Origin of the sequence: Salipiger sp. HF18 (assembly GCF_011806505.1) — a bacterium.
GTDB lineage: Bacteria > Pseudomonadota > Alphaproteobacteria > Rhodobacterales > Rhodobacteraceae > Salipiger > Salipiger thiooxidans.
This window is the reverse complement of record NZ_JAATOS010000007.1, coordinates 22,260-42,477: the sequence shown is the minus strand read 5'-3', so window position 1 is coordinate 42,477 and position 20,218 is coordinate 22,260. Positions and strand designations below refer to the sequence as shown.

Annotated in this window: 18 protein-coding genes and 1 riboswitch; of the genes, 8 read left to right on the top strand and 10 right to left on the bottom strand. The window is 68.8% G+C overall.

The genetic code is table 11. The features are described from left to right. Window positions 1-115: 115 nt before the first annotated feature. Entirely contained in the window at window positions 116-802 is a 687-nt protein-coding gene (locus HC022_RS02165; protein WP_175583415.1) for an arylesterase, read from the bottom strand. Window positions 803-818: 16 nt separating this feature from the next. Here HC022_RS02165 and HC022_RS02160 point away from each other — a divergent pair, with 16 nt between their 5' ends. From HC022_RS02160 to HC022_RS02150, 3 genes are all read left to right on the top strand, one after another. Further along, window positions 819-1,511, top strand: coding sequence for an ABC transporter ATP-binding protein (locus HC022_RS02160; protein ID WP_167451154.1), 693 nt, complete (start codon window positions 819-821; stop codon window positions 1,509-1,511). After that, window positions 1,508-4,033, top strand: coding sequence for an ABC transporter permease (locus HC022_RS02155; RefSeq protein WP_167451153.1), 2,526 nt, complete (start codon window positions 1,508-1,510; stop codon window positions 4,031-4,033). The genes HC022_RS02160 and HC022_RS02155 overlap by 4 nt, the downstream gene beginning before the upstream one ends. Window positions 4,034-4,110: 77 nt before the next feature. Continuing rightward, entirely contained in the window at window positions 4,111-4,992 is an 882-nt protein-coding gene (locus HC022_RS02150) for an inositol monophosphatase (protein ID WP_167451152.1), read from the top strand. Between the two features lie 134 nt (window positions 4,993-5,126). On the opposite strand, the gene gcvP is transcribed toward HC022_RS02150, so the two are convergent. The 4 genes from gcvP to HC022_RS02130 all read right to left on the bottom strand — a co-directional run bounded on the left by gcvP (window position 5,127) and on the right by HC022_RS02130 (window position 10,374). Continuing rightward, entirely contained in the window at window positions 5,127-7,976 is a 2,850-nt protein-coding gene (gene gcvP / locus HC022_RS02145; protein ID WP_167451151.1) for an aminomethyl-transferring glycine dehydrogenase, read from the bottom strand. A gap of 146 nt (window positions 7,977-8,122) precedes the next feature. After that, entirely contained in the window at window positions 8,123-8,482 is a 360-nt protein-coding gene (gene gcvH / locus HC022_RS02140; RefSeq protein ID WP_008886906.1) for a glycine cleavage system protein GcvH, read from the bottom strand. A 19-nt stretch (window positions 8,483-8,501) separates the two neighbouring features. Further along, window positions 8,502-9,629 carry a glycine cleavage system aminomethyltransferase GcvT gene (gene gcvT / locus HC022_RS02135; protein ID WP_167451150.1) on the bottom strand — a complete coding sequence of 376 codons (1,128 nt, stop codon included), beginning with the start codon at window positions 9,627-9,629 and terminating at the stop codon, window positions 8,502-8,504. 160 nt (window positions 9,630-9,789) lie between these two features. Continuing rightward, window positions 9,790-9,875: riboswitch (glycine riboswitch) on the bottom strand. A gap of 19 nt (window positions 9,876-9,894) precedes the next feature. After that, window positions 9,895-10,374 (bottom strand): Rrf2 family transcriptional regulator, encoded by a 480-nt coding sequence (locus HC022_RS02130; protein ID WP_008887107.1) that lies wholly within the window; start codon window positions 10,372-10,374, stop codon window positions 9,895-9,897. 94 nt (window positions 10,375-10,468) lie between these two features. On the opposite strand from HC022_RS02130, the gene HC022_RS02125 reads away from it, so the two are divergent. Together HC022_RS02125 and HC022_RS02120 are read left to right on the top strand one after the other, a co-directional pair. Then, window positions 10,469-11,035 (top strand): gamma-glutamylcyclotransferase family protein, encoded by a 567-nt coding sequence (locus HC022_RS02125; RefSeq protein ID WP_167451149.1) that lies wholly within the window; start codon window positions 10,469-10,471, stop codon window positions 11,033-11,035. Next, window positions 11,032-12,261 (top strand): DUF2254 domain-containing protein, encoded by a 1,230-nt coding sequence (locus HC022_RS02120; protein WP_167451148.1) that lies wholly within the window; start codon window positions 11,032-11,034, stop codon window positions 12,259-12,261. Before HC022_RS02125 ends, HC022_RS02120 begins: the two co-directional genes overlap by 4 nt. Window positions 12,262-12,282: 21 nt before the next feature. Here the strand turns inward: HC022_RS02120 and gltX are convergent, their stop codons facing one another. After that, a complete protein-coding gene (gene gltX, locus HC022_RS02115) occupies window positions 12,283-13,620 on the bottom strand; it encodes a glutamate--tRNA ligase (RefSeq protein ID WP_089956486.1) in 1,338 nt (445 codons plus the stop codon). 101 nt (window positions 13,621-13,721) lie between these two features. On the opposite strand from gltX, the gene HC022_RS02110 reads away from it, so the two are divergent. Then, window positions 13,722-14,672, top strand: coding sequence for a 1-phosphofructokinase family hexose kinase (locus HC022_RS02110; RefSeq protein WP_008887241.1), 951 nt, complete (start codon window positions 13,722-13,724; stop codon window positions 14,670-14,672). 52 nt (window positions 14,673-14,724) lie between these two features. Here HC022_RS02110 and HC022_RS02105 read toward each other — a convergent pair whose 3' ends face one another. Both HC022_RS02105 and HC022_RS02100 read right to left on the bottom strand, forming a co-directional pair. Further along, window positions 14,725-15,723 carry a hypothetical protein gene (locus HC022_RS02105; RefSeq protein ID WP_167451147.1) on the bottom strand — a complete coding sequence of 333 codons (999 nt, stop codon included), beginning with the start codon at window positions 15,721-15,723 and terminating at the stop codon, window positions 14,725-14,727. A gap of 12 nt (window positions 15,724-15,735) precedes the next feature. Beyond that, window positions 15,736-15,945, bottom strand: coding sequence for a hypothetical protein (locus HC022_RS02100; protein ID WP_008886544.1), 210 nt, complete (start codon window positions 15,943-15,945; stop codon window positions 15,736-15,738). Between the two features lie 147 nt (window positions 15,946-16,092). Here HC022_RS02100 and HC022_RS02095 point away from each other — a divergent pair, with 147 nt between their 5' ends. Then, window positions 16,093-17,013, top strand: coding sequence for an MBL fold metallo-hydrolase (locus tag HC022_RS02095; RefSeq protein WP_167451146.1), 921 nt, complete (start codon window positions 16,093-16,095; stop codon window positions 17,011-17,013). Between the two features lie 148 nt (window positions 17,014-17,161). On the opposite strand, the gene HC022_RS02090 is transcribed toward HC022_RS02095, so the two are convergent. Continuing rightward, a complete protein-coding gene (locus HC022_RS02090; RefSeq protein WP_089956479.1) occupies window positions 17,162-17,713 on the bottom strand; it encodes a 2OG-Fe(II) oxygenase in 552 nt (183 codons plus the stop codon). Between the two features lie 124 nt (window positions 17,714-17,837). Between HC022_RS02090 and HC022_RS02085 the strand changes: the two genes are divergently transcribed. Further along, entirely contained in the window at window positions 17,838-18,227 is a 390-nt protein-coding gene (locus HC022_RS02085; RefSeq protein WP_008886555.1) for a metallopeptidase family protein, read from the top strand. A gap of 233 nt (window positions 18,228-18,460) precedes the next feature. Here HC022_RS02085 and HC022_RS02080 read toward each other — a convergent pair whose 3' ends face one another. Continuing rightward, window positions 18,461-20,119: an NAD+ synthase gene (locus tag HC022_RS02080; RefSeq protein ID WP_167451145.1), complete on the bottom strand. Its 1,659-nt coding sequence runs from the start codon at window positions 20,117-20,119 to the stop codon at window positions 18,461-18,463. Window positions 20,120-20,218 lie beyond the last annotated feature (99 nt).

Below are 20,218 nucleotides of genomic sequence, written 5' to 3'. Positions count from 1 at the left end.
CCAGACCCAGACCCAGACCCAGACCCAGACCCAGACCCAGACCCAGACCCAGACCCAGACCCAGACCCAGACCCAGACCCAGAGGCGTTCACCCGATCCGCGAGGACCGCAAGCCTCAGTCGGCGTCCTCGATCCGGGCGATCAGCTCCTCTACGGACGGCCCGAGCGCCTCGACGACGCGCGTCACGCCCTCGGCGTTCGGATGGATCCCGTCGGCCTGCATGAACCCCGTGGCGTCCTGCGGCGTACCGCCCTCGGGCAGGATCCCCGCGAAGAAGCTCGGCGCATAGACCGTGTCGAACCGCTCGGCCAGTTCGGGATAGATGGCATCGAAGCTCTGCTTGAACTCCGGGCCGTAGTTTCCCGGTGCCTGCATCCCAACCAGCAGCACCTCGACCCCCTTCGCCTCGGCGGCCTGCAGGATTCCCTCGAGATTGGCGCGGCTCACCTCGGGGCCCAGCGCCCGCAGCAGATCATTGCCGCCCAGCGTCACGATCATCCCCTGGATCTCGGGCGTCAGCGACCAGTCCACCCGCGACAGCCCGCCCGCGGTCGTGTCGCCGGAGACACCGCCGTTCACGATCCTGACATCGTGCCCGCGCTCTTCGAGCCACGCGCGCAGCTGCGGTACGAAGCCGTCCTGCTCGATCAGCCCGTATCCTTGCGTCAGGCTGTCACCCAGCGCCAGCAGGTGCACCGTTTCGGCCCGGGCTGGCGCCGCGAGCATGCCGCAGAGCAGCACCAGCGCCGGCATCGCCTTGTTCAGCCGCATGGCGACCCCATATCCTAGCGAGCGCTTCATTTTCCCGGATCCCCTTATGCCTGCTCCCGTCATCGCCCTCAAAGATGTCACGCTCAGCCTGCGCGGCAATGCCGGGATGGTAGAAATCCTGCACGGCATCTCGCTCGAGGTCGGCAGCGGCGAGACGCTGGGGCTGATCGGTCCGTCGGGCAGCGGGAAGTCCTCGCTTCTGATGGTGATGGGCGGCCTCGAGAACGCCACCGGGGGCACGGTCGAGGTTCTGGGACAGGACCTGACGTCGATGACCGAGGACCAGCTCGCGCGCTTTCGCAGGGATCACATGGGGGTGGTGTTCCAGAGCTTCAACCTGATCCCGACGATGACCGCGCTCGAGAACGTGGCAACGCCGCTCGAACTTGCCGGTCATCGCGATGCCTTCGAGAGGGCCCGGGCCGAGCTCGAGGCGGTGGGGCTCGGCCATCGCGCCGACCACTACCCGGCGCAGATGTCCGGGGGCGAACAGCAGCGGGTCGCGCTGGCCCGCGCTTCGGCGCCACGGCCCGACGTTCTGCTGGCGGACGAGCCCACCGGCAACCTCGACGGTCGGAACGGCGACGCGATCATGGACGTGCTCTTCGGCCTGCGCGACCGCCACGGCGCGACGCTGGTGTTGGTCACCCACTCGAACGCACTGGCGCAGCGCTGCGACCGCGTGGTGCGGCTGACCGACGGCGAGGTCGCGGAAGGGGCGGCGAGGGCGGCGGAATGAGCCTTTCCATCGCGGCCCGCTTCGCCCGACGCGAGTTGCGCGGCGGCCTGCGGGGGTTCCGGATCTTCCTCGCCTGCCTCGCCCTTGGCGTCGCGGCCATCGCCGGCGTCGGATCGGTGCGCTCGGCGATCCAGGCCGGTCTCAGCGATCAGGGCGCGATCCTGCTCGGCGGCGACGCGCAGGCCGAGTTCACCTATCGCTTTGCCTCGGAGGACGAGCGCGCCTGGCTCGAGAGCGTGTCGACTGCGGTCTCCGAGGTCACCGACTTCCGTTCGATGGCCGTGGCCGAGGGCGAGACCGGACCCGAGCGTGGCCTGACGCAGGTGAAATCGGTTGACGACGCCTACCCGCTGCTGGGCGAAATGGTGCTCGACCCGCCGATGCCGCTGTCGCAGGCGCTCGACGGCAACGACCTGCCCGGCGCGGTGATGGCACCGGTGCTGGCCGACCGGATGGGCCTCAGCCCGGGCGACAGCTTCGCGCTCGGCACCCGCCGCTTCACCCTCTCGGCCACCATCGTGACCGAGCCCGACGATGCCGGCGGCGGCTTCGGGCTGGGCCCGCGCACCATGGTCCGCACCTCCGATCTCGAGGGCTCGGGCCTGCTCGCGCCCGGCTCGCTCTTCGAGACCGAGTACCGCTTGCTGGTGCCCGAGGGCACAGACATGGACGCGCTGCGCGGCCGGGCCGAGGCGCAGTACGAAGGCAGCGGCATGCGCTGGCGCGATGCCCGCAACGGCGCGCCGGGCGTCGCGCGCTTCGTCGACCAGCTGGCGAATTTCCTCGTGCTGGTCGGGCTCTCCGGGCTCGCGGTCGGCGGCATCGGCGTCTCTGCCGCGGTGCGCGCCTACCTCGCGCGCAAGACCGCGGTCATCGCCACCCTGCGCACCCTCGGCGCCAGCCGCCGGGTGATCTTCCTGACCTATTTCCTGCAGATCGGCGCGCTGAGCCTGCTCGGAATCGCCATGGGCCTGGTCCTCGGTGCCGCCGTGCCGTTGCTCTTCGCCCCGATGATCGCGGGCGCGCTGCCGATCCCGGTGATCTTCACCCTCTACCCCGGGCCGTTGGCCGAGGCCGCGATCTACGGCATCCTGACCGCGCTGCTCTTCACGCTCTGGCCGCTCGCCCGCACCGAGGAGGTCCGCGCCGCTGCCCTCTTCCGCGACGCGCTCGACAGCGCCCGCGGCCTGCCTGCGACCCGCTTCGTGGTCGCGACCGGACTGCTGGTGCTGCTTCTGGTGGGCGTCGCCATGGTGTTCTCGGGGAGCCCGCAGATCACCCTCTGGACCGCCGGCGGCATCCTTGGCGCGCTCATAATCCTCGCGGTCGCCGCCACCGGCATCCGCGCGCTGGCCCATCGCAGCGTCTCGGCCGCGCGCGGTCGCCCCGCCCTGCGCTGGGCGCTCGCGGCCATCGGCGGCCCGCGCGAGACCGCCGCCTCGGTGGTGCTGTCGCTGGGGCTGGGGCTCTCGGTGCTCGCCGCCGTCGGCCAGATCGACGGCAACCTGCGCAGCGCCATCGACCGCGACCTGCCCGAGGTCGCCCCGTCCTATTTCTTCGTCGACATCCAGCCCGCCCAGATCGACGGCTACCTCGAGCGTCTCGAGAATGACCCGGCCGTCAGCCGCGTCGACACCGCGCCCATGCTGCGCGGCGTGATCACCCGGATCAACGGCGTCAACGCGCAGGAGGTGGCGGGCGATCACTGGGTGGTGCGCGGCGACCGCGGCATCACCTACGCCGCCACCCCCGACGACCGCACCATCGTCACCAGCGGCGAATGGTGGCCCGAGGATTACGACGGCCCTCCCCAGATCAGTTTCGCCCGGGAAGAGGCCGAGGAGATCGGGCTCAAGCTCGGCGACGAGATCACCTTCAACGTGCTGGGCCGCGACATCACCGCGACCATCACCAGCTTCCGCGACGTGGATTTCTCGACGGCGGGCATCGGCTTCGTGATGACGCTGAACCCCGCTGCGCTGCAGGGCGCGCCGCACACCTTCATCTCGACGGTCTATGCCGAAGCCGGGGCCGAGGCGCAGATCCTGCGCGACCTTGCCTCCACCTACCCCAATATCACCGCAATCCGGGTGCGTGACGCCATAGACCGGGTGGCGGAGCTGCTCGAGGGCATCGGCGCCGCGATCCGCTGGGGCGCCGCGGCGACGCTTCTGACAGGCTTCCTCGTGCTGATCGGAGCGGCGGCGGCGGGCACCGGTGCGCGCACCTACGAGGCGGCGGTGCTCAAGACCCTCGGGGCCTCGCGCCGGCGCATCCTGCAGAGCTTCGCGCTGCGCTCGGCGCTGCTCGGTGCCGGGGCCGGCGTGGTGGCGCTGGTCGCGGGCATCCTCGGCGGCTGGGCGGTGAGCACCTTCATCATGGAAACCAGCTTCGCCATCGTCTGGCCCTCGGCGCTCGGCATCATCGCGGGCGGCGTGCTCGCCACGCTGCTCGCCGGCATCGCCTTTGCCTGGGGTCCGCTGGCAGCCCGGCCGGCGCAGGTGCTGCGGGCGCGCGAATAGCCGCCGCCCGCCGCTTGCACCCATGCGCCCCGGCTGGCACTCCGGGGGCACCTCTGGCTGCGAACGGACCCCGACCCATGCGCGATTCCCTCTCCCCCACCCTGCCGATGACCGTCTCCACGCTGACCTCCGCCCAGCGCGCTTCGATCCTCAACCTCGTGCGCCGCGCCGCCCGGGCCGAGATCCTGCCCCGCTTCCGCACGCTCGAGGCCTCGGACATCGACCACAAGACCTCGCGCCAGGACGTGGTGACCGAGGCCGACCGCGCCGCCGAGCGGATGATCGCGCGCGGCCTGCTGACGCTCTTCCCCAACGCGCTGATCATCGGTGAGGAGAACGTCGCGCTGCATCCCGAGGTGCTCGACGGCATCCCCGAGGCCGAGCTCGCCTTCACCATCGACCCGGTCGACGGCACCTGGAACTATGCCCACGGGCTCGCCACCTTCGGCGTGATCGTCTCGGCGCTGCGCTTCGGCGTGCCGGTCTTCGGGCTGATCTACGACCCGCTGATGGATGACGTGGTGATCGGCGAGACCGGCGGCCCGGCCGAGCTGGTCACGCCGAAGCGCCGCGCCCGCCGCACCCTGACGGTCTCCGGCGGCGGCCCGGTCGAAGAGCTGCAGGGCTACGCCCCCTTCTACATGCTGCCCGCCGACAAGCAGGCGCAGTTCGGCGCGCTGATGCCCCGGTTCGAGCGCGTGGGCTCGCTGCGCTGCTCGGCGCACGAGATGCGGATGCTGGCGCAGGGCCACGTGGATTTCGTGCTCTCCGGCCGGCTCACGCCTTGGGACCACGCCGCGGGCGCCCTGCTCTGCCAATGCGCGGGCGGCCATGTCGCCATGCTCGACGGCAGCGCGTACAACGCTGCAAACCGCGAGGGCTACCTGCTCTGCGCCTCCGACCCCGCCACCTGGGGCCGGATCCGCGACACGCTCGGCTTCCTGCTCGAAACCGACTGACACCACCCGATACCACACGGCCCCCCGGATACGGCACGGCCCGCCCTCCGGACAGGAGCGCGGGCCGTCTCTTCATCTTGCCCCTAAACTCCGGGGAGTGTGAGGGGCTGGCCCCTCACTCCGGCGCTCTCCGCCTATTCCGCCGCCTCGGCATAGTCGCTCATCGGCGGGCAGGTGCAGACCAGATGCCGGTCGCCGTAGACGTTGTCGACGCGGTTGACCGGCGGCCAGTACTTGTCGACCCGGAACGCACCCGGCGGGAAGCACCCCTGCTCGCGCGAGTAGGGGCGGTCCCAGTCGCGGACGAGGTCCTCCATCGTGTGCGGCGCGTGCTTCAGCGGGTTGTTCTCCGCGTCGATCCGCCCGTCCTCGATGTCGCGGATCTCTTCCCGGATCGCCAGCATCGCGTCGCAGAAGCGGTCGAGCTCGGCCCGGGTCTCGGACTCCGTCGGCTCCACCATCAGCGTGCCCGCCACCGGCCAGCTCATGGTGGGGGCGTGGAAGCCGCAGTCCACCAGCCGCTTGGCGATGTCCTCGACGGTCACCCCCGCGGATTTCTCGAAAGGCCGCACGTCGAGGATGCACTCGTGCGCCACCCGGCCCTGCGGCCCGGTGTAGAGGATCTCGTAGGCGCCCGAGAGCCTTGCGGCGATATAGTTGGCGTTCAGGATCGCCACGCGCGTGGCCTGCGTCAGACCCTCGCCGCCCATCATCAGGATGTAGCCCCACGAGATCGGCAGCAGCGAGGGCGAGCCGAAGGCCGCAGCAGAAACTGGCCCCGCGACGCCCCCCTTGAGCGGATCGGAGGGCAGGTGCGGCACCAGATGCGCCTTCACCCCGATCGGGCCCATGCCGGGGCCGCCACCGCCATGCGGGATGCAGAAGGTCTTGTGCAGGTTGAGGTGGCTCACGTCGCCGCCAAGATCGCCCGGACGCGACAGGCCCACCATGGCATTCATGTTGGCGCCGTCGATATAGACCTGTCCGCCATGCTCGTGGGTGATCGCGCAGACCTCCTTCACCGTCTCCTCGAAGACCCCGTGGGTCGAGGGGTAGGTGATCATGCAGGCCGCCAGCGTGTCGCTGTACTGCTCGGCCTTCGCGCGGAAGTCCGCCACATCGATCGAACCCTTCTCGTCGCATTTCACCGGCACGACCTTCCAGCCGACCATCTGCGCCGAGGCCGGGTTGGTGCCATGCGCGTTCACCGGGATCAGGCAGACGTTGCGCTGGCCCTCGCCGCGCGCCTTCTGCCACGACGCGATGGTCAGCAGTCCTGCGTATTCCCCCTGCGCGCCCGAGTTCGGCTGCATGGAGAAATCGTCGTAGCCGGTGATGGCGCAGAGCTTCTGTGACAGATCGGCGATCATCTCGGCATAGCCCTTGGCCTGATCCGCCGGCGCGTAGGGGTGCAGCGAGGAGAACTCGCGCCAGCTCACCGGCATCATCTCGGCGGCGGCGTTGAGCTTCATCGTGCACGACCCCAGCGGGATCATCGCGCGGTCGAGCGCAAGATCGCGGTCCGCGAGGCGGCGCATGTAGCGCATCATCTCGGTCTCGGCCCGGTTCATCTTGAAGATGTCATGGGTGAGATAGGCGCTCTCGCGCAGCAGCGCCTCGGGCAGACGGTACGCGCCGGCGCTCTCGACATCCTCGCGCACGAGGCCGAAGGCCCGCCAGACCGCCTCGATCTGCGCCGGGCGGGTGGCCTCGTCCAGCGTGATGCCCACCTTGGTCTTGCCGACCCGGCGCAGGTTTACGCCTTCCTTGATCGCCGCCTGCAGGATGCCCCGCTGCAGCAGGCCGACCTCGACGGTGATGGTGTCGAAGAAGGTCTCGTTCTCCACCGCATAGCCCGCATCCTCGAGCCCCCTGGCAAGGCGCGCGGTCTTGAGGTGGATGCGCTGCGCGATGGCCTTCAGACCGGTGGCACCGTGGAACCCCGCGTAGAGGCCCGCCACCCCCGCCAGCAGCGCCTGCGCCGTGCAGACGTTCGAGGTCGCCTTCTCGCGGCGGATGTGCTGCTCGCGGGTCTGGAGGGCCAGCCGGTAGGCGCGGTTGCCCAGCGCATCGACCGAGACCCCGACGATGCGGCCCGGCATGGCGCGCTTGAACGCCTCGCGGCAGGCCATGTAGGCGGCGTGCGGACCGCCGTAGCCCAGCGGCACGCCAAAGCGCTGGGTCGAGCCCACGGCGATGTCGGCGCCCATCGCACCCGGCTCCTTCACGAGGCAGAGCGCCATGATGTCGGCGGCGACGATGCCGACCGCCTTGGCCGCGTGCAGGGCCTCCATGGCGGGGCCGAAATCACGCAGGCCGCCGTAGGTGCCGGGGTACTGGAAGATCGCCCCGAAGACCTTGTCGGCGTCGAGCGCCTCGGGCGCGCCCACGACGATCTCGATGCCCAGCGGCGCGGCGCGGGTCTTCATGACGGCGATGTTCTGCGGGTGGCAGTTCTCGTCGACGAAAAAGGCCGTGGCCTTGGACTTCGCCACCCGCTGCGCCATGGTCATCGCCTCGGCGCAGGCGGTGGCCTCATCGAGCAGCGAGGCGTTGGCGATCTCGAGCCCGGTCAGGTCGCTGACCATGGTCTGGTAGTTGAGCAACGCCTCGAGCCGGCCCTGCGAGATCTCGGGCTGGTAGGGCGTGTAGGCCGTGTACCACGCCGGGTTCTCGAAAATGTTGCGCTGGATCGCCGGCGGCGTGATCGTGTTGTGGTAGCCCATGCCGATCAGCGAGGTGAACACCTTGTTCTTCTCGGCCACGTCCTGCAGCCGCCAGAGCATCTCGCGCTCGGAAAGCGGCGCGCCGAAATCGAGCGGCGCCTCCTGCCGGATGGCCTCGGGAACGGTCTGGGCGATCAGCTCGTCCAGGTCGGCGACGCCGAGGGTCTCGAACATCCCGGCCATCTCGGCGGGGGACGGTCCGATATGGCGCCGGTTGGCGAAATCGTAGGGGAGATAGTCGGTCGGGGTGAAGGGCATGTCGATTTGTCCAGGATGTCCAAAGCCGGGGCGGGAACGGGCCCCGCCCTGCCATCATTCCAAAAATACTCACCGCCCGCCTTCCGGTCCGCGCCGTGACCAGGCCCGGAAGGCGCTAGGCGAGTCGCTGCATCAATGGAGCAAGCCTAGCCGATGAACTTCTTGTAGGCAGCCTCGCTCATGAAATCGTCGAGCACCGAGAGATCCTCGACCTTGAGCTTGAAGAACCAGGCTTCGCCCTCGGGATCCTCGTTGACCTTGCCCGGATCCTCGACGATGGCCTCGTTGACCTCGACGATCTCGCCGTCGATCGGGGCGAGGATGTCCGACGCCGCCTTGACCGACTCGATCACCACGACTTCGTCATCCTTGCTCACCGTGGTGCCCGGCTCGGGCAGCTCGACGAACACCACGTCGCCCAGCTGTTCTGCCGCGTGGGCGGTGATCCCCACCACCACCAGGTCGCCCTCGATCTCGAGCCACTCGTGTTCTTCGGTAAATTTCATAACGCTCGTCCCTTCCAAGTCAGCGTTTGTAGCTTTGTTTTACGAACGGCAGCGCGATCACGTCGACCGGCAGCCGCTTGCCCCGCACTTCGCCATAGAGCCGCGATCCCGGGGCCGCCGCCTGCGCGGGCACGTAGCCCATGGCGACCGGCCCACCGACCGTCGGTCCGAACCCGCCCGAAGTGATCCGGCCGACCGCGTCGCCGCCGGTCTCGGTCTCGAAGAGCTCGACCCCCTCGCGCATCGGCGCGCGGCCCTCGGGCTTCAGCCCGACCCGCACCGACGGCGCACCGGTGGCGATCTCGGCAAGGATCTTCTCGGCCCCCGGAAACCCGCCCGCCCGCGCGCCATCGGCGCGACGCACCTTCTGGATCGCCCAGAGCAGCCCGCCCGCCACCGGCGTGGTGCTGGGATCGAGGTCGTGGCCGTAGAGGCAGAGCCCCGCTTCGAGCCGCAGCGAGTCGCGGGCGCCGAGCCCGATGGGCTCGACCGCCTCATGCGCCAGCAACGCCTCCGCCAGCGCCACCGCGGACGCCTCGGGCACCGAGATCTCGTAGCCGTCCTCGCCGGTGTAGCCCGAGCGCGAGACCCAGCACTCGGACCCCGCAAGCTCGACCGTCGCGACATCCATGAAGCGCATCCCGGCCACCGCCGGGTTCAGCGCCGCCAGCACCTGCTCGGCCGCGGGCCCCTGCAGCGCGAAGAGCGCCCGGTCCTCGATATAGTCGACGGTGACGCCCGCGGGCTCGAGCCCGGCGCGCAGCCGGGCCACGTCGGCCTCCTTGCAGGCGGCGTTGACCACGAGAAACAGGTGATCGCCGCGGTTGGCGATCATCAGGTCATCCTCGATGCCGCCATCCTCGTTGGTGAAGAGCCCGTAGCGCTGCCGGCCCTCGCCGAGCCCGGCCACGGCGACGGGCACCAGCGTCTCGAGCGCCAGCGCCACCCCTTCCGGGTCGTCGCCGCGCAGGATCACCTGGCCCATGTGGCTCACGTCGAAGAAGCCCGCTGCCGCGCGGCAGTGGAGGTGCTCTTTCATGACACCAAGCTTGTATTGCACCGGCATCTCGTAGCCGGCGAATGGCACCATCTTCGCTCCAAGCGACAGGTGCAGATCGTGTAGTGGCGTGCGTTTCAGCTCATCCATCGCGTCTCACATCCCTCTGGCCCGGATGCGGCGCGCGGCCTTGCCCCGGACATTCCTCGCACGGATAGGATCCGTGCCTGAATGCCCCCTCTGTCCGTCAGCCTGAGATCGTTATCCCTTCGGCGGGCGCGAACGGGCCGCGCCACTCTCCAGAGTTCTTGTGTCCGCAAAGGTCCATGGGCCTGAGAGTTTCCGGGGCGGTTGCTCCTTCGGCACCGGACGGGCCGGTTCTCCCCTCGCGGTCCGGATCAAGCTACGCTGTTTGTCACTGAGCCGCAAGATTCTGCTGGCGCAAAGCCCCGGTGCACTGCCCTGCCGGTGCAAGAATGTCCATCAGCGGGGCATTGTCACAGACCAGCGTATCGAGCGAGATCGGGTCAAGCGTCGCATAGAAGGCGCTGGCCGCATCGGTCAGCGCAATCTTGAGGCGACAGGCGTTGGTCAGCGGGCAGGTGTTGTCCACGTCGGCGAAGCATTCCGCCAGCGGTACCGGCGCCTCGAGCGCGCGGAACACGTCGCCGATGCGGATCTGGTCTGCCGGGCGCCCGAGCTCGAGACCGCCGTGGCGGCCGCGCTGGGTGTGCAGGTAGCCCAGTTGCGCAAGCTGGTTGATTACCTGCGCAAGGTGGTTCTCGGACGCGTTGCAACGCCTGGCGATCTCGGCTTTCGTCACCAGACGGCCGGAGTTGGCCGCGCAATGCATCAGCACACGGATGGCAATGTTGGTTCTCTTGGTAACGCGCACGGCCCAGGTCCTCGCTTCCTCAGGTCGCCGGATTACATACATCATCCGGGAAAAGACGGTTTGACATACATCAATCGCGAGAACGGAACGACGCTTGAGTAACGCATTCTTCTTTGGTTACGGCTCCCTGGTGAACCGGTTTACCCACGGCTTCACCCCGGCACACGGCGCAACCGCCCGCGGTTGGCGACGCGCGTGGCGGGTCACCCCCGATCGCGAGCTTGCCTACCTCACCGCGATTCGCGACCCGGACTGCGAGATCGAGGGGCTGATCGCGCCCGTTCCCGAAGACGGCTGGGCGGCGCTCGACCTCCGCGAGCACGCCTATCAGCGGCTCGACGCCGCCGCCTGCGTCACCCACGCGGCCCCGGACGTGGCGCAGCTTGCGATCTATGCCATCGCGCCCGAGCGGCTGCACGCGCCCGACGATGACCATCCGGTGCTGCTGAGCTACATCGACGTGGTGATCCAGGGCTATCTGGCGGAGTATGGCCCGGAAGGCGCGGAGCGATTCTTCGCCACGACCACCGGCTGGGAGACGCCGGTGCTCGACGACCGCGCCGCGCCGATTTACCCGCGGGCCCAGCGCCTGACCGACGACGAGCGCGGCTTCGTGGACCGGCACCTCGACGCGCTCGGCAGCAGAAGGATCCACCGATGAAGCGTTCGAAACCGTTGCTCATGGTGCGGCGCGTGGCGCGCAACCTTGCCGCGCGGGTGCTGTTCGGCGCGCTGGTCGCGCTGGCCACCGCCTCGCTGGCGCCGCTCTTCGATCCGCTCATCCCCGAGGAGTGGCAGGACCGTTTCGGCAGCGACGCGGTGATGCCGCTGCTCAACATCCTCGCCACGACCATGCTCACGGTCACGACCTTCTCGCTCTCGGTCATGGTGCAGGCGTTCCAGACCGCCGCGAGCCAGGCCACGCCGCGCGCCTACCGGCTGCACCTGTCGGACACCACGACGCAGACCGTGCTCGCGACCTTCACCGGCGCCTTCCTGTTCTCGCTCACCGCCATCGTGATGTTCCGCGCCGGGTTCTACTCGGAATCCGCCGCCGTCGTGGTGTTCTTCTTCACCATCCTTGCCATCGCGGCCATCGTGCTGGCGATCCTGCGCTGGATCGACCACCTGAGCAGCCTCGGCAGCATGGACGACACGCTGAGCAAGGTCGAGGAACGCGCCCGCGAGCCGCTGCGCCGCATCCTCTCCCAGCCCGCGCTCGGGGGCGTGCCCCTGAGCCCCGACGCCGAGATCCCCTCGGGCGCGACGGCCCTGCCCGCGCCCTCCGGCGGCTATCTGCAATTCATCGACATGAATGCGCTGAGCGACGCGCTGGCGAAGACCGGCGCCTCGATCACCCTCGCCCGTGCGCCGGGGGAGCACGTGCTCAAGGGCACGCCGCTCGGCTGGGTGCTGGGCGAAATCAAAGACATGGCGGCGCTGGCCAAGACCTTCACCTTGGGCGAGATCCGCACCAACGAGCAGGACGCGCGCTTCGGGATCGTGGTGCTGAACGAGATCGCGGTGCGGGCGCTGTCGCCGGGGATCAACGACCCGGGCACCGCCATCGACGTGCTGCACCGGCTGAGCCGGATCCTGTCCGAGGCCGACCCCACCCGCGGCATCCCGGCGGAATTCCCGCGCATCGAGGTGCCCGTGCTGAGGGCCGGCGACCTGATCGAGGACGGTTTCGCCGCGCTGATCCGCGCCGGGGCCGGTCATCCCGAGGTCGTTGGGGTCGCGGTGTCGGAACTTGCGCAGCTCGAACAGTCCGAGTGGGACGAGCTGGCTATGGCGGCGCGCTCCATGCGCGGCTACGCGCTGCGTCACGCCAAACACGCGCTCGAGATCAGTGACGACCGCCGCGATCTTGCACGGCGGTCGTGAGATCTTTGAGACAGCCCGGGCTCAGCCCTCGGCGAGCTTGCGCGCCGGGATCTGCTGCAGAAGCGGCATCACGTCGGCCATCTCGGGGCCGCGCTCGAGACCTGTGAGCGCCTTGCGCAGCGGCATGAAGAGACCCTTGCCCTTGCGGCCGGTCTTTTCTTTCACCGCCTTGGTCCACTCGCCCCAGGTCTCCTGGGTGAACGGGCCCTCGGGGAGCATCGCCATGGCCTCGGCGATGAACGCCTTGTCCTCGTCCGCCACCAGCGGCTCGGCGCCATCGCGGAACAACGCCCACCACTTGGCCAGCTCCTTGCGGGTCTGGATGTTCTCTCGCGTCACGGTCCAGAACAGCTCGGCCTTGTCGGCGGGCACGCCCAGCGCTTCGATCTCGTCCGCCACTGCCTCGAGCGGCAGGCCATGCAGCTTGCGCGCGGTGAGCGGGTAGAGGTCGTTCTCGTCGAACTTGGTGGGCGCCGCACCGAACTGGCTCAGCTCGAAACCGTCGGCGATCTCCTCGAGCGACATGCGCAGCTCGACCGGCTGGCTCGAGCCGAGACGGGCCATCAGCGACAGCAGCGCCTCGGGTTCGACGCCTGCCTCGCGCAGGTCGCGGATCGACAGAACGCCGAGTCGCTTCGACAGCGATTCGCCCTGCGGGCCGGTCAGCAGCGAGTGGTGACCGAAGCCCGGCGGGGTGCCGCCCAGCGCCTCGATGATCTGGATCTGCGTCGCGGTGTTGGTGACGTGGTCCGAGCCGCGCACCACGTTGGTGACGCCCATCTCGATGTCGTCGACCACCGACGCGAGGGTGTAGAGGATCTGGCCGTCGCCGCGGATCAGCACCGGGTCCGACACCGACGCCGCGTCGATCGAGATCGGGCCGAGGATGCCGTCCTCCCAGTCGATGCGCTGCTGGTCGAGCTTGAAGCGCCACACGCCGTTGCCGCGCTCGGCACGCAGCGCGTCCCTCTCGGCGTCGGAAAGTGCAAGCGCCGCACGGTCATAGACCGGGGGCTTGCCCATGTTCAGCTGCTTCTTGCGCTTGAGATCAAGCTCGGTCGGGGTCTCGAAGGCCTCGTAGAAGCGACCGATGGCGCGCAGCTTGTCGGCGGCCTCGTGGTAGCGGTCCAGCCGCAGGCTCTGTCGCTCCGTCCTGTCCCACGTCAGGCCCAGCCACTCCAGATCGCGCTTGATGCCGTCGACATACTCTTCCTTGCTGCGCTCGGGATCGGTGTCGTCGATGCGCAGAATGAAGGTACCGCCGGACTTGCGGGCGATCAGGTAGTTGAACAGTGCCGTGCGAAGGTTGCCCACGTGGATGTGGCCGGTGGGCGAAGGGGCAAAACGGGTGACGGTCATGGGAGGCTCCTGCTTACGCGGAGGGCACTTCCCACAAGCGCGGTCATTTGTCCAGTTCGCGGCTCTTGGCGAAGCCCCCGGCGCCTGACATGGTGCAACCCATGAAGGATATTCTGACGGTCACGCTCAACCCTGCGCTGGACATCTCGACGACGACCGACCGGGTCATCGCGGGCCCCAAGCTGCGCTGCGATCCCATTGTCGTCGATCCCGGCGGCGGCGGGATCAACGTCGCCCGCGTGGCGGCCGAGATGGGGGCACATGCGCGTGCCTTCGTCGCCCTTGCCGGACCCAGCGGCATGCGGCTCGAGGCGACGCTCTCCGAGCTCGGCATCCCGCTGGTGCGGATGAAGGCGCCGGACGAAACCCGCGAGAGTTTTGCCGTGCACGACCGGGAGACCGGCGCGCAGTACCGCTTCGTCCTGCCCGGCCCGCAATGGTCGGAAGAGGACGTGGCCGAGTCGCTGCAGGCCATCGCCTCGTCGGTGCCCAAGGGCGGCATCGTGGTGCTGAGCGGCAGCCAGCCGCCGGGTGTCTCGGTGCACTACGCGACCGAGCTCTGCCGGGTGCTGCTGCCGCAGGAGGCGGAGGTGATCGTCGACACCTCGGGCGCGGCGCTGGAATACCTCGCCGCGGGCACTGACCCGGCGCCCGCCGTGCTGCGCATGGACAGCGAGGAGGCCGAGCAACTGGCGGGCCGCCCGCTGGTGACGCGCCGCGAATCCGCCGAATTCGCCGCCGAGCTGGTGGCACGGGGCGCGGCGAAACGGGTGATCCTCGCCCGAGGGGCGGACGGCTCGGTGATGGCCGGGCCCGACGGGCTCACGCAGGTGAGCGCCGCCAAGGTCTCGGTTGTGTCGGCCGTCGGCGCGGGCGACAGCTTCGTCGGCGCTTTCGCCTACGGGCTGGCCACAGGCATCGGCGCGCCGGATGCGCTGGCGCTCGGCGCCGCCGCCGCGAGCGCAACGGTCACCACGCCCGGAACCCAGCTCTGCCGGCACCAGATGATCGCCGAGCTGCTGCCGCAATGCGGCGCCAGCGAGATCGACTGACGACGGGCCTTCATCCGGAAAGTGGCCCGCGCAAGGCACGCGGGCCACAAGCTCAGACAACCTGCGCTGCCTCGGCGGCCCGCAAGTTCACCCGCACCATGGTCTGGTTCAGCAGCATGTAGGCGATCTCGCCAAAGGTCGCGGGGCCGGTGAATCCCCCGGTCGTCTTCGATTCCAGCTCGCCATAGAGGTAGTTGAGGATGCAGTTGCACGACAGCTCCCGCGTCCCGTCCCCCTGCGCCCGCGCCGCGAACTCCGAGGCATAGTCGCCGGGCGTGCTGGCAATGTGATAGGTCATGCCCTCGATCACCGGGGCATAGAAGCTCACACCCGCCGCCGGATCCACCGCCTGAAACGACACGTTGACCATCGCGCCCGCGAAATTTGCCACCAGCGGGCAGCGTGTGTCGATGCCCTTCTCGACGAGATAGGCGGCGAAATCGACCTCCTGCCCGTTGACCATGGCGGTCTTCGCCCCGAAGCCGGTCTCGCCGAAGCTGATCTCGTCCGCGGACATGTCGGGCTCGAAGAGGTTGAGGATGTCGAGATCCGCGACCTCTCCCGCGGGAAGTTTCACGTGCAACAGCATCGCGCCGTCCTCGTGCATCTCGCCCCTGGCGCCGTCGAAGACCTTGGGCGTCACCTCGCCGAGATCGTCGAGGTGAATGCCGGTGATCCAGCCCATCAGCGGCTGGTCGAAGAGGCCCGGAAACTCGGCGCCGCGGATCGCGAACGCCTCGTGCGCCTTGCTGAAGGCCGGGATCAGGATGATCGACAGACCGTTTTCGTAGCGCCCCATGGTCAGGCTCGGCAGGTCCTCGCCCCGGTAGAGCACCGGCCGCGCGTCCTCGGCGGCTTCGATCTCGGTCACGAAGACGTTCTCGCGGTCCGTGCGGCCGCCGGTCTCGGTCACGAAATAGACCGAGGTGCCGCCGATCCAGCGCCCCTTGGGCAGGGAAGACAGCGCCTCCTCGGAGCCGGCGATCACCAGCACCGCCCCGGCCTCGATCCGGGCACGCGCCTCGGCAACGGACATCATTGCGTTTTTCATGGGTCTGACCTCTCAGAAGAGTGCGATGTCCTTCACCGCGAAGGAGTTCTTTTCGAAATAGGTGCGCAGTTCCGCGATCTTGCTGTTGAGCGCGGCCGGACGCTGCTTCACCTCGCGCCGCAGGCGGGTCACGAGGAGTTTTGTGGCAAGCACGGCCCCGGCCAGCTCTTTCTCGGTCATGAGCACGCGCTGCCAGCAGGGGTTCGACGCATCGGGAATCATCTCAGGGCTCCTCACTCAAGGGGTGAGGCTGGGTACCCGATGACTCGTTAATCTCGCGCAAACGGCAGCGCGCATTTCTGGCAGGGACGCGCGTTCGCGCTAGAGTCCCCGCCATCGGCATGGCCGGCAACGAGAGGGAACACGACCATGATGCAACCCAACATTTCGAGACGCGGCATCCTGGGCGGCGCGGCGGCGCTGCCGCTGATGGCCGCGGCGGGCCGGGCAGGCGCCCAGGTCGCCCAGAAGGGCGCGCAAGCGCCCAAGGTCAACCGTGTGACGCTCGGCGACTTCGAGATCACCGCGCTGATGGCCGGTACGGCGACCCGCGAGGAGCCGCACAAGATCTTCGGCCTGAATGCCAGCGACGAGGAATTCGCCGCAGTCTCCGAAGCGGCCAACATCCCGACCGACAAGGCGCAGTTCTTCTTCACACCGACGCTGGTCAACACCGGCGCCGAGCTCATCCTCTTCGACACCGGCCTCAACCCCGACGGCATCGTCGCGGCGGTCGAGGCCGCGGGCTACGGCAGCGACGAGGTCACCCACGTGGTCATCACCCACATGCACGGCGACCACGTCGGCGGCCTCACCGGCGGCGGCGGCCCGACCTTCGCCAACGCCCAGCATGTCACCGGGCATGTGGAATACGACCACTGGTCCGGCGCCGGGGGCGAGACCTTCACCGGCAAGATCCAGCCACTGGCCGACCGCTTCGAATTCATCGCCGACGGGGACAGCGTCGCCTCGGGCGTCACCGCGATGATGACCCCCGGCCACACCCCGGGCCACATGAGCTACATGCTGGAAAGCGGCGGCAAGCAGCTGGTGCTGATCGCCGATCTGGCCAACCACTACGTCTGGTCGCTGGCCCATCCGGACTGGGAAGTGTCCTTCGACACCGACAAGGCGCAGGCCGCGCAATCCCGCCGCAAGCTCCTCGACATGCTCGCCGCCGACAAGACGCCCTTCATCGGCTACCACATGCCGTTCCCGGCGCTCGGCTACGTCGAGACCCGCGATCAGGGCTTCCACTACGTGCCGCACAGCTACCAGCTGATGCTCTGACGACAGAGGCCGCACGCGTCCCCCGGGACAGGCGCGCGGCCCGCCCCTTCATCTTGCCCGGTAAACTCCGGGGGAGTCCGCGTCAGCGGACGGGGGCAGCGCCCCCTCTTCCCCTGTCCACCACCGCAGAACGCCCCCTACACACCGTTCACCGGAAGGCCGGACCGTGCGCCCAGATCGTCAGCGAATGCCGCTCGCCCTGGCTCACCGGTGTCACCCGGTGCAGCAGGAAGGACGGGAACAGCGTCGCCGTGCCGCGCTCCGGTGCCGCCTCGAGGCTGTGCGCCGAGGGCATGATCTCGAGCGTCCCGCCGCGGTAGCGCCCGGGGCAGGTGAGCTGCACCACCATGGTCAGCTTGCGCCGCGCCGCGAGCCGGCCGTCACCGATGTCGGAATGCCAGCCGAAATGACCCTCACGCTCGGCGCCGTAGCGTGCGACCTGCGGGCTCTCGTCGAAGGCGTCGAGATCGAAGCCGAAGGCCTCGCGGTTGGCTTGCCGCACCACGTCGACGATCCGGTCCATCACCCATTCCGTCCCCTCCACGTCGTCGAGCCAGACCAGCTCGGCGCGGCGCAGGTTGTGGTCGCGGGTGTTGCCGACGAGCCGCGCGTCGGCGCTGCCCGCGGCGCGGGCAATGTCGATGATGCGGTCGCATTCCGCCTCGGCGAAGGCGGCGGGGATCTTGTGGACGGTGAGCATGTGGGACTCGCAGCAAGAGGATCGCCGTCCCTTACAAGCATCGCCCCGGGCTTCTGGCCGGATTGCGACCCTCCGGGCGGAAAACGACCTTTTCCTCGCGTCGCCCAGCGGCCATATCAGAGCCATGAGCACCCCCGATCTCTCCGCCTTCGAAGCCATGGCCCGCCGCGCCGTCGAGACCTTCCCCGAGCCCTTCCGGAAGTCCGCCGCAGAGGTGCTGTTGCAGGTCGAGGAGTGGCCGCCCGAGGACGTGCTCCGCGAGATGGAGATCGACGATCCGCTCGAGCTCACCGGGCTCTACGAGGGCATCCCGATGACGGAACGGTCGTTCAGCGACCCCTCGCCCTGGCCCGACCGGGTCTGGCTGTTCCGCCAGCCGATCCTCGCCGAATGGCGCGACCGCGGCGACATCGAGCTCGAGGACCTGGTGATCCACGTCACGGTCCACGAGTTCGCCCACCACTTCGGCTGGTCCGACGACGACATCGCCACCATCGACAGGTGGTGGGAGTAGCAGCCCGCTCGCGCCCCGACGCGGGCGGGCCGTGCGCAAGGTCGGGTCGCACCGCGATCCCGACTGCGTCACCAGTTTGCTATGCCAGGATCAGCCCGTCGGCTCGCGTCTCGAACCGAAACGCACGAGCTCAATGCCCGGAGTGATCGGGACAGACCGAGGACCGGCCACTCGGCCAGGGGCGTTCCGGCGCCGCCCTCCCCACCCGAGGACCGCGCCCCTGCCCCGGCCCGTCAGCTGTTGTCCCGCCAGCGGTTCACGATGGGATAGCGGCGGTCGAGCCAGAAGGCGCGCTTCGACAGGCGCGCGCCCGGGGCCGACTGGAAGCGCTTGTATTCCGAGATGTAGAGCAGATGCTCGACCTTCTTGGCGTCCGCCCGGTCGTAGCCCGCTGCCACGCAATCGGCGATCGAGCCGTCGTCATCCACGAGGATCTTCAGGATCCCGTCCAGCACCGGGTAGTCGGGCAGCGAATCGCTGTCCTTCTGGTCGGCGCGCAGCTCGGCCGAGGGCGGCTTGGTGATGATGCGCTCGGGGATCGGCGCGGCCCCGGGGCCCGACATCCAGCCGCGATGGTTGGCGTTGCGCCAGCGGCAGATGTCGAAGACGCGGGTCTTGTAGAGATCCTTGATCGGATTGTAGCCGCCCGCCATGTCGCCGTAGATCGTGGCATAGCCCACCGCGACCTCGGACTTGTTGCCGGTGGTCAGCAGCATCTCACCGAACTTGTTGGACATCGCCATCAGCAGCAGACCGCGCAGGCGGGACTGGATGTTCTCTTCCGTCAGGTCCGGTTTCAGCCCCTCGAAGAGCGGCGCCAGCGTCGCGGTGATCGCGTCGCGGCCGGGCGTGATCGGCACGAAATCGTAGTGGCAGCCCAGCGCCTCGGCGCAGGCCTTGGCGTCCTCGAGCGAATGCTCCGAGGTGTATTCCGACGGCAGCATCACGCAGCGCACGTTGCCGGCGCCCAGCGCGTCCACCGCGATGGTCGCCACCAGCGCCGAGTCGATGCCGCCCGAGAGCCCGAGCAGCACCTTGCCGAAGCCGGTCTTGCGGCAATAGTCGCGCAGCGCGACCACCATCGCGTTGTAATCCTGCTCCATCGAGTCCGGGTGGCGGGTGAAATCGCCCTCAAGCGCGCGCCAGCCGCTCTCGGTGCGCTCGAGATCGACATGGGCCACGACTTCCTCGAAGACCGGGAGCTGCACCGCCACCTGCCCGTGCGGGTTCAGCACGAAGCTGCCGCCGTCGAAGATCTGGTCGTCCTGCCCTCCGGTCATGTTCACGTAGATCAGCGGCAGGCCGGTTTCGATGACGCGGGCCACCATCTTGTTCAGGCGGGTCTCGTACTTGTCGCGGTGATAGGGCGAGCCGTTCGGCACCAGCAGGAACTCGGCGCCGGTCTCGGCCAGCGTCTCGGCCACGTCCTCGTACCAGGCGTCCTCGCAGACCGGCGAGCCGACCCGGGTGTTGCCCACCGCGTAGGGGCCGCCGATGGGGCCGCTGTCGTAGATGCGCAGCTCGTCGAAGACCTCGTAATTCGGCAGGTGATGCTTGAAGACCTGGGTGGTGATCTTGCCGCCGCGGCAGATGACGTAGGCGTTGTAGAGCTCGGTGCCCTCGACCCAGGGCGTGCCGATGGCAAGGGTCGGGCCGTCGGCGCAATCCTCGGCCAGCTGCCTCACCGCCGCCATGCAGTCGAGCGTGAAGGCGTTCTTCGAGGGCAGGTCCTGCGGGCTGTAGCTGGCGATGAACATCTCGGGCAGCGCCACCATGTCGGCCCCCGCCGCCTTGCCCTGTTCCCATGCATCACGGGCCTGCGCGGCATTGCCCGCGAGATCGCCGAGCACCGGGTTGAGCTGCGCGATGGTGAGGCGGAAACGGTCGGCCATACCCACGTCCTTTCGATCACATCCTCGTGCCGACATAGCAGAACCACGCCGGAGGGGAAGGAGCCCGGGGCAAAAGAGATTGTCAGTCCAAGGGGGCTT

Bases quoted from the DNA above. Each gene is read 5' to 3' on its own strand.
- gcvT (WP_167451150.1), bottom strand. From the start codon at position 9,629: ATGGATGAGCTGAAACGCACGCCACTACACGATCTGCACCTGTCGCTT.
- HC022_RS02085 (WP_008886555.1), top strand. From the start codon at position 17,838: ATGAGCACCCCCGATCTCTCCGCCTTCGAAGCCATGGCCCGCCGCGCC.
- HC022_RS02080 (WP_167451145.1), bottom strand. From the start codon at position 20,119: ATGGCCGACCGTTTCCGCCTCACCATCGCGCAGCTCAACCCGGTGCTC.
- HC022_RS02150 (WP_167451152.1), top strand. From the start codon at position 4,111: ATGCGCGATTCCCTCTCCCCCACCCTGCCGATGACCGTCTCCACGCTG.
- HC022_RS02100 (WP_008886544.1), bottom strand. From the start codon at position 15,945: ATGATTCCCGATGCGTCGAACCCCTGCTGGCAGCGCGTGCTCATGACC.
- HC022_RS02105 (WP_167451147.1), bottom strand. From the start codon at position 15,723: ATGAAAAACGCAATGATGTCCGTTGCCGAGGCGCGTGCCCGGATCGAG.
- gcvH (WP_008886906.1), bottom strand. From the start codon at position 8,482: ATGAAATTTACCGAAGAACACGAGTGGCTCGAGATCGAGGGCGACCTG.
- HC022_RS02110 (WP_008887241.1), top strand. From the start codon at position 13,722: ATGAAGGATATTCTGACGGTCACGCTCAACCCTGCGCTGGACATCTCG.
- gltX (WP_089956486.1), bottom strand. From the start codon at position 13,620: ATGACCGTCACCCGTTTTGCCCCTTCGCCCACCGGCCACATCCACGTG.
- HC022_RS02090 (WP_089956479.1), bottom strand. From the start codon at position 17,713: ATGCTCACCGTCCACAAGATCCCCGCCGCCTTCGCCGAGGCGGAATGC.
- HC022_RS02120 (WP_167451148.1), top strand. From the start codon at position 11,032: ATGAAGCGTTCGAAACCGTTGCTCATGGTGCGGCGCGTGGCGCGCAAC.
- HC022_RS02165 (WP_175583415.1), bottom strand. From the start codon at position 802: ATGAAGCGCTCGCTAGGATATGGGGTCGCCATGCGGCTGAACAAGGCG.
- gcvP (WP_167451151.1), bottom strand. From the start codon at position 7,976: ATGCCCTTCACCCCGACCGACTATCTCCCCTACGATTTCGCCAACCGG.
- HC022_RS02095 (WP_167451146.1), top strand. From the start codon at position 16,093: ATGATGCAACCCAACATTTCGAGACGCGGCATCCTGGGCGGCGCGGCG.
- HC022_RS02155 (WP_167451153.1), top strand. From the start codon at position 1,508: ATGAGCCTTTCCATCGCGGCCCGCTTCGCCCGACGCGAGTTGCGCGGC.
- HC022_RS02160 (WP_167451154.1), top strand. From the start codon at position 819: ATGCCTGCTCCCGTCATCGCCCTCAAAGATGTCACGCTCAGCCTGCGC.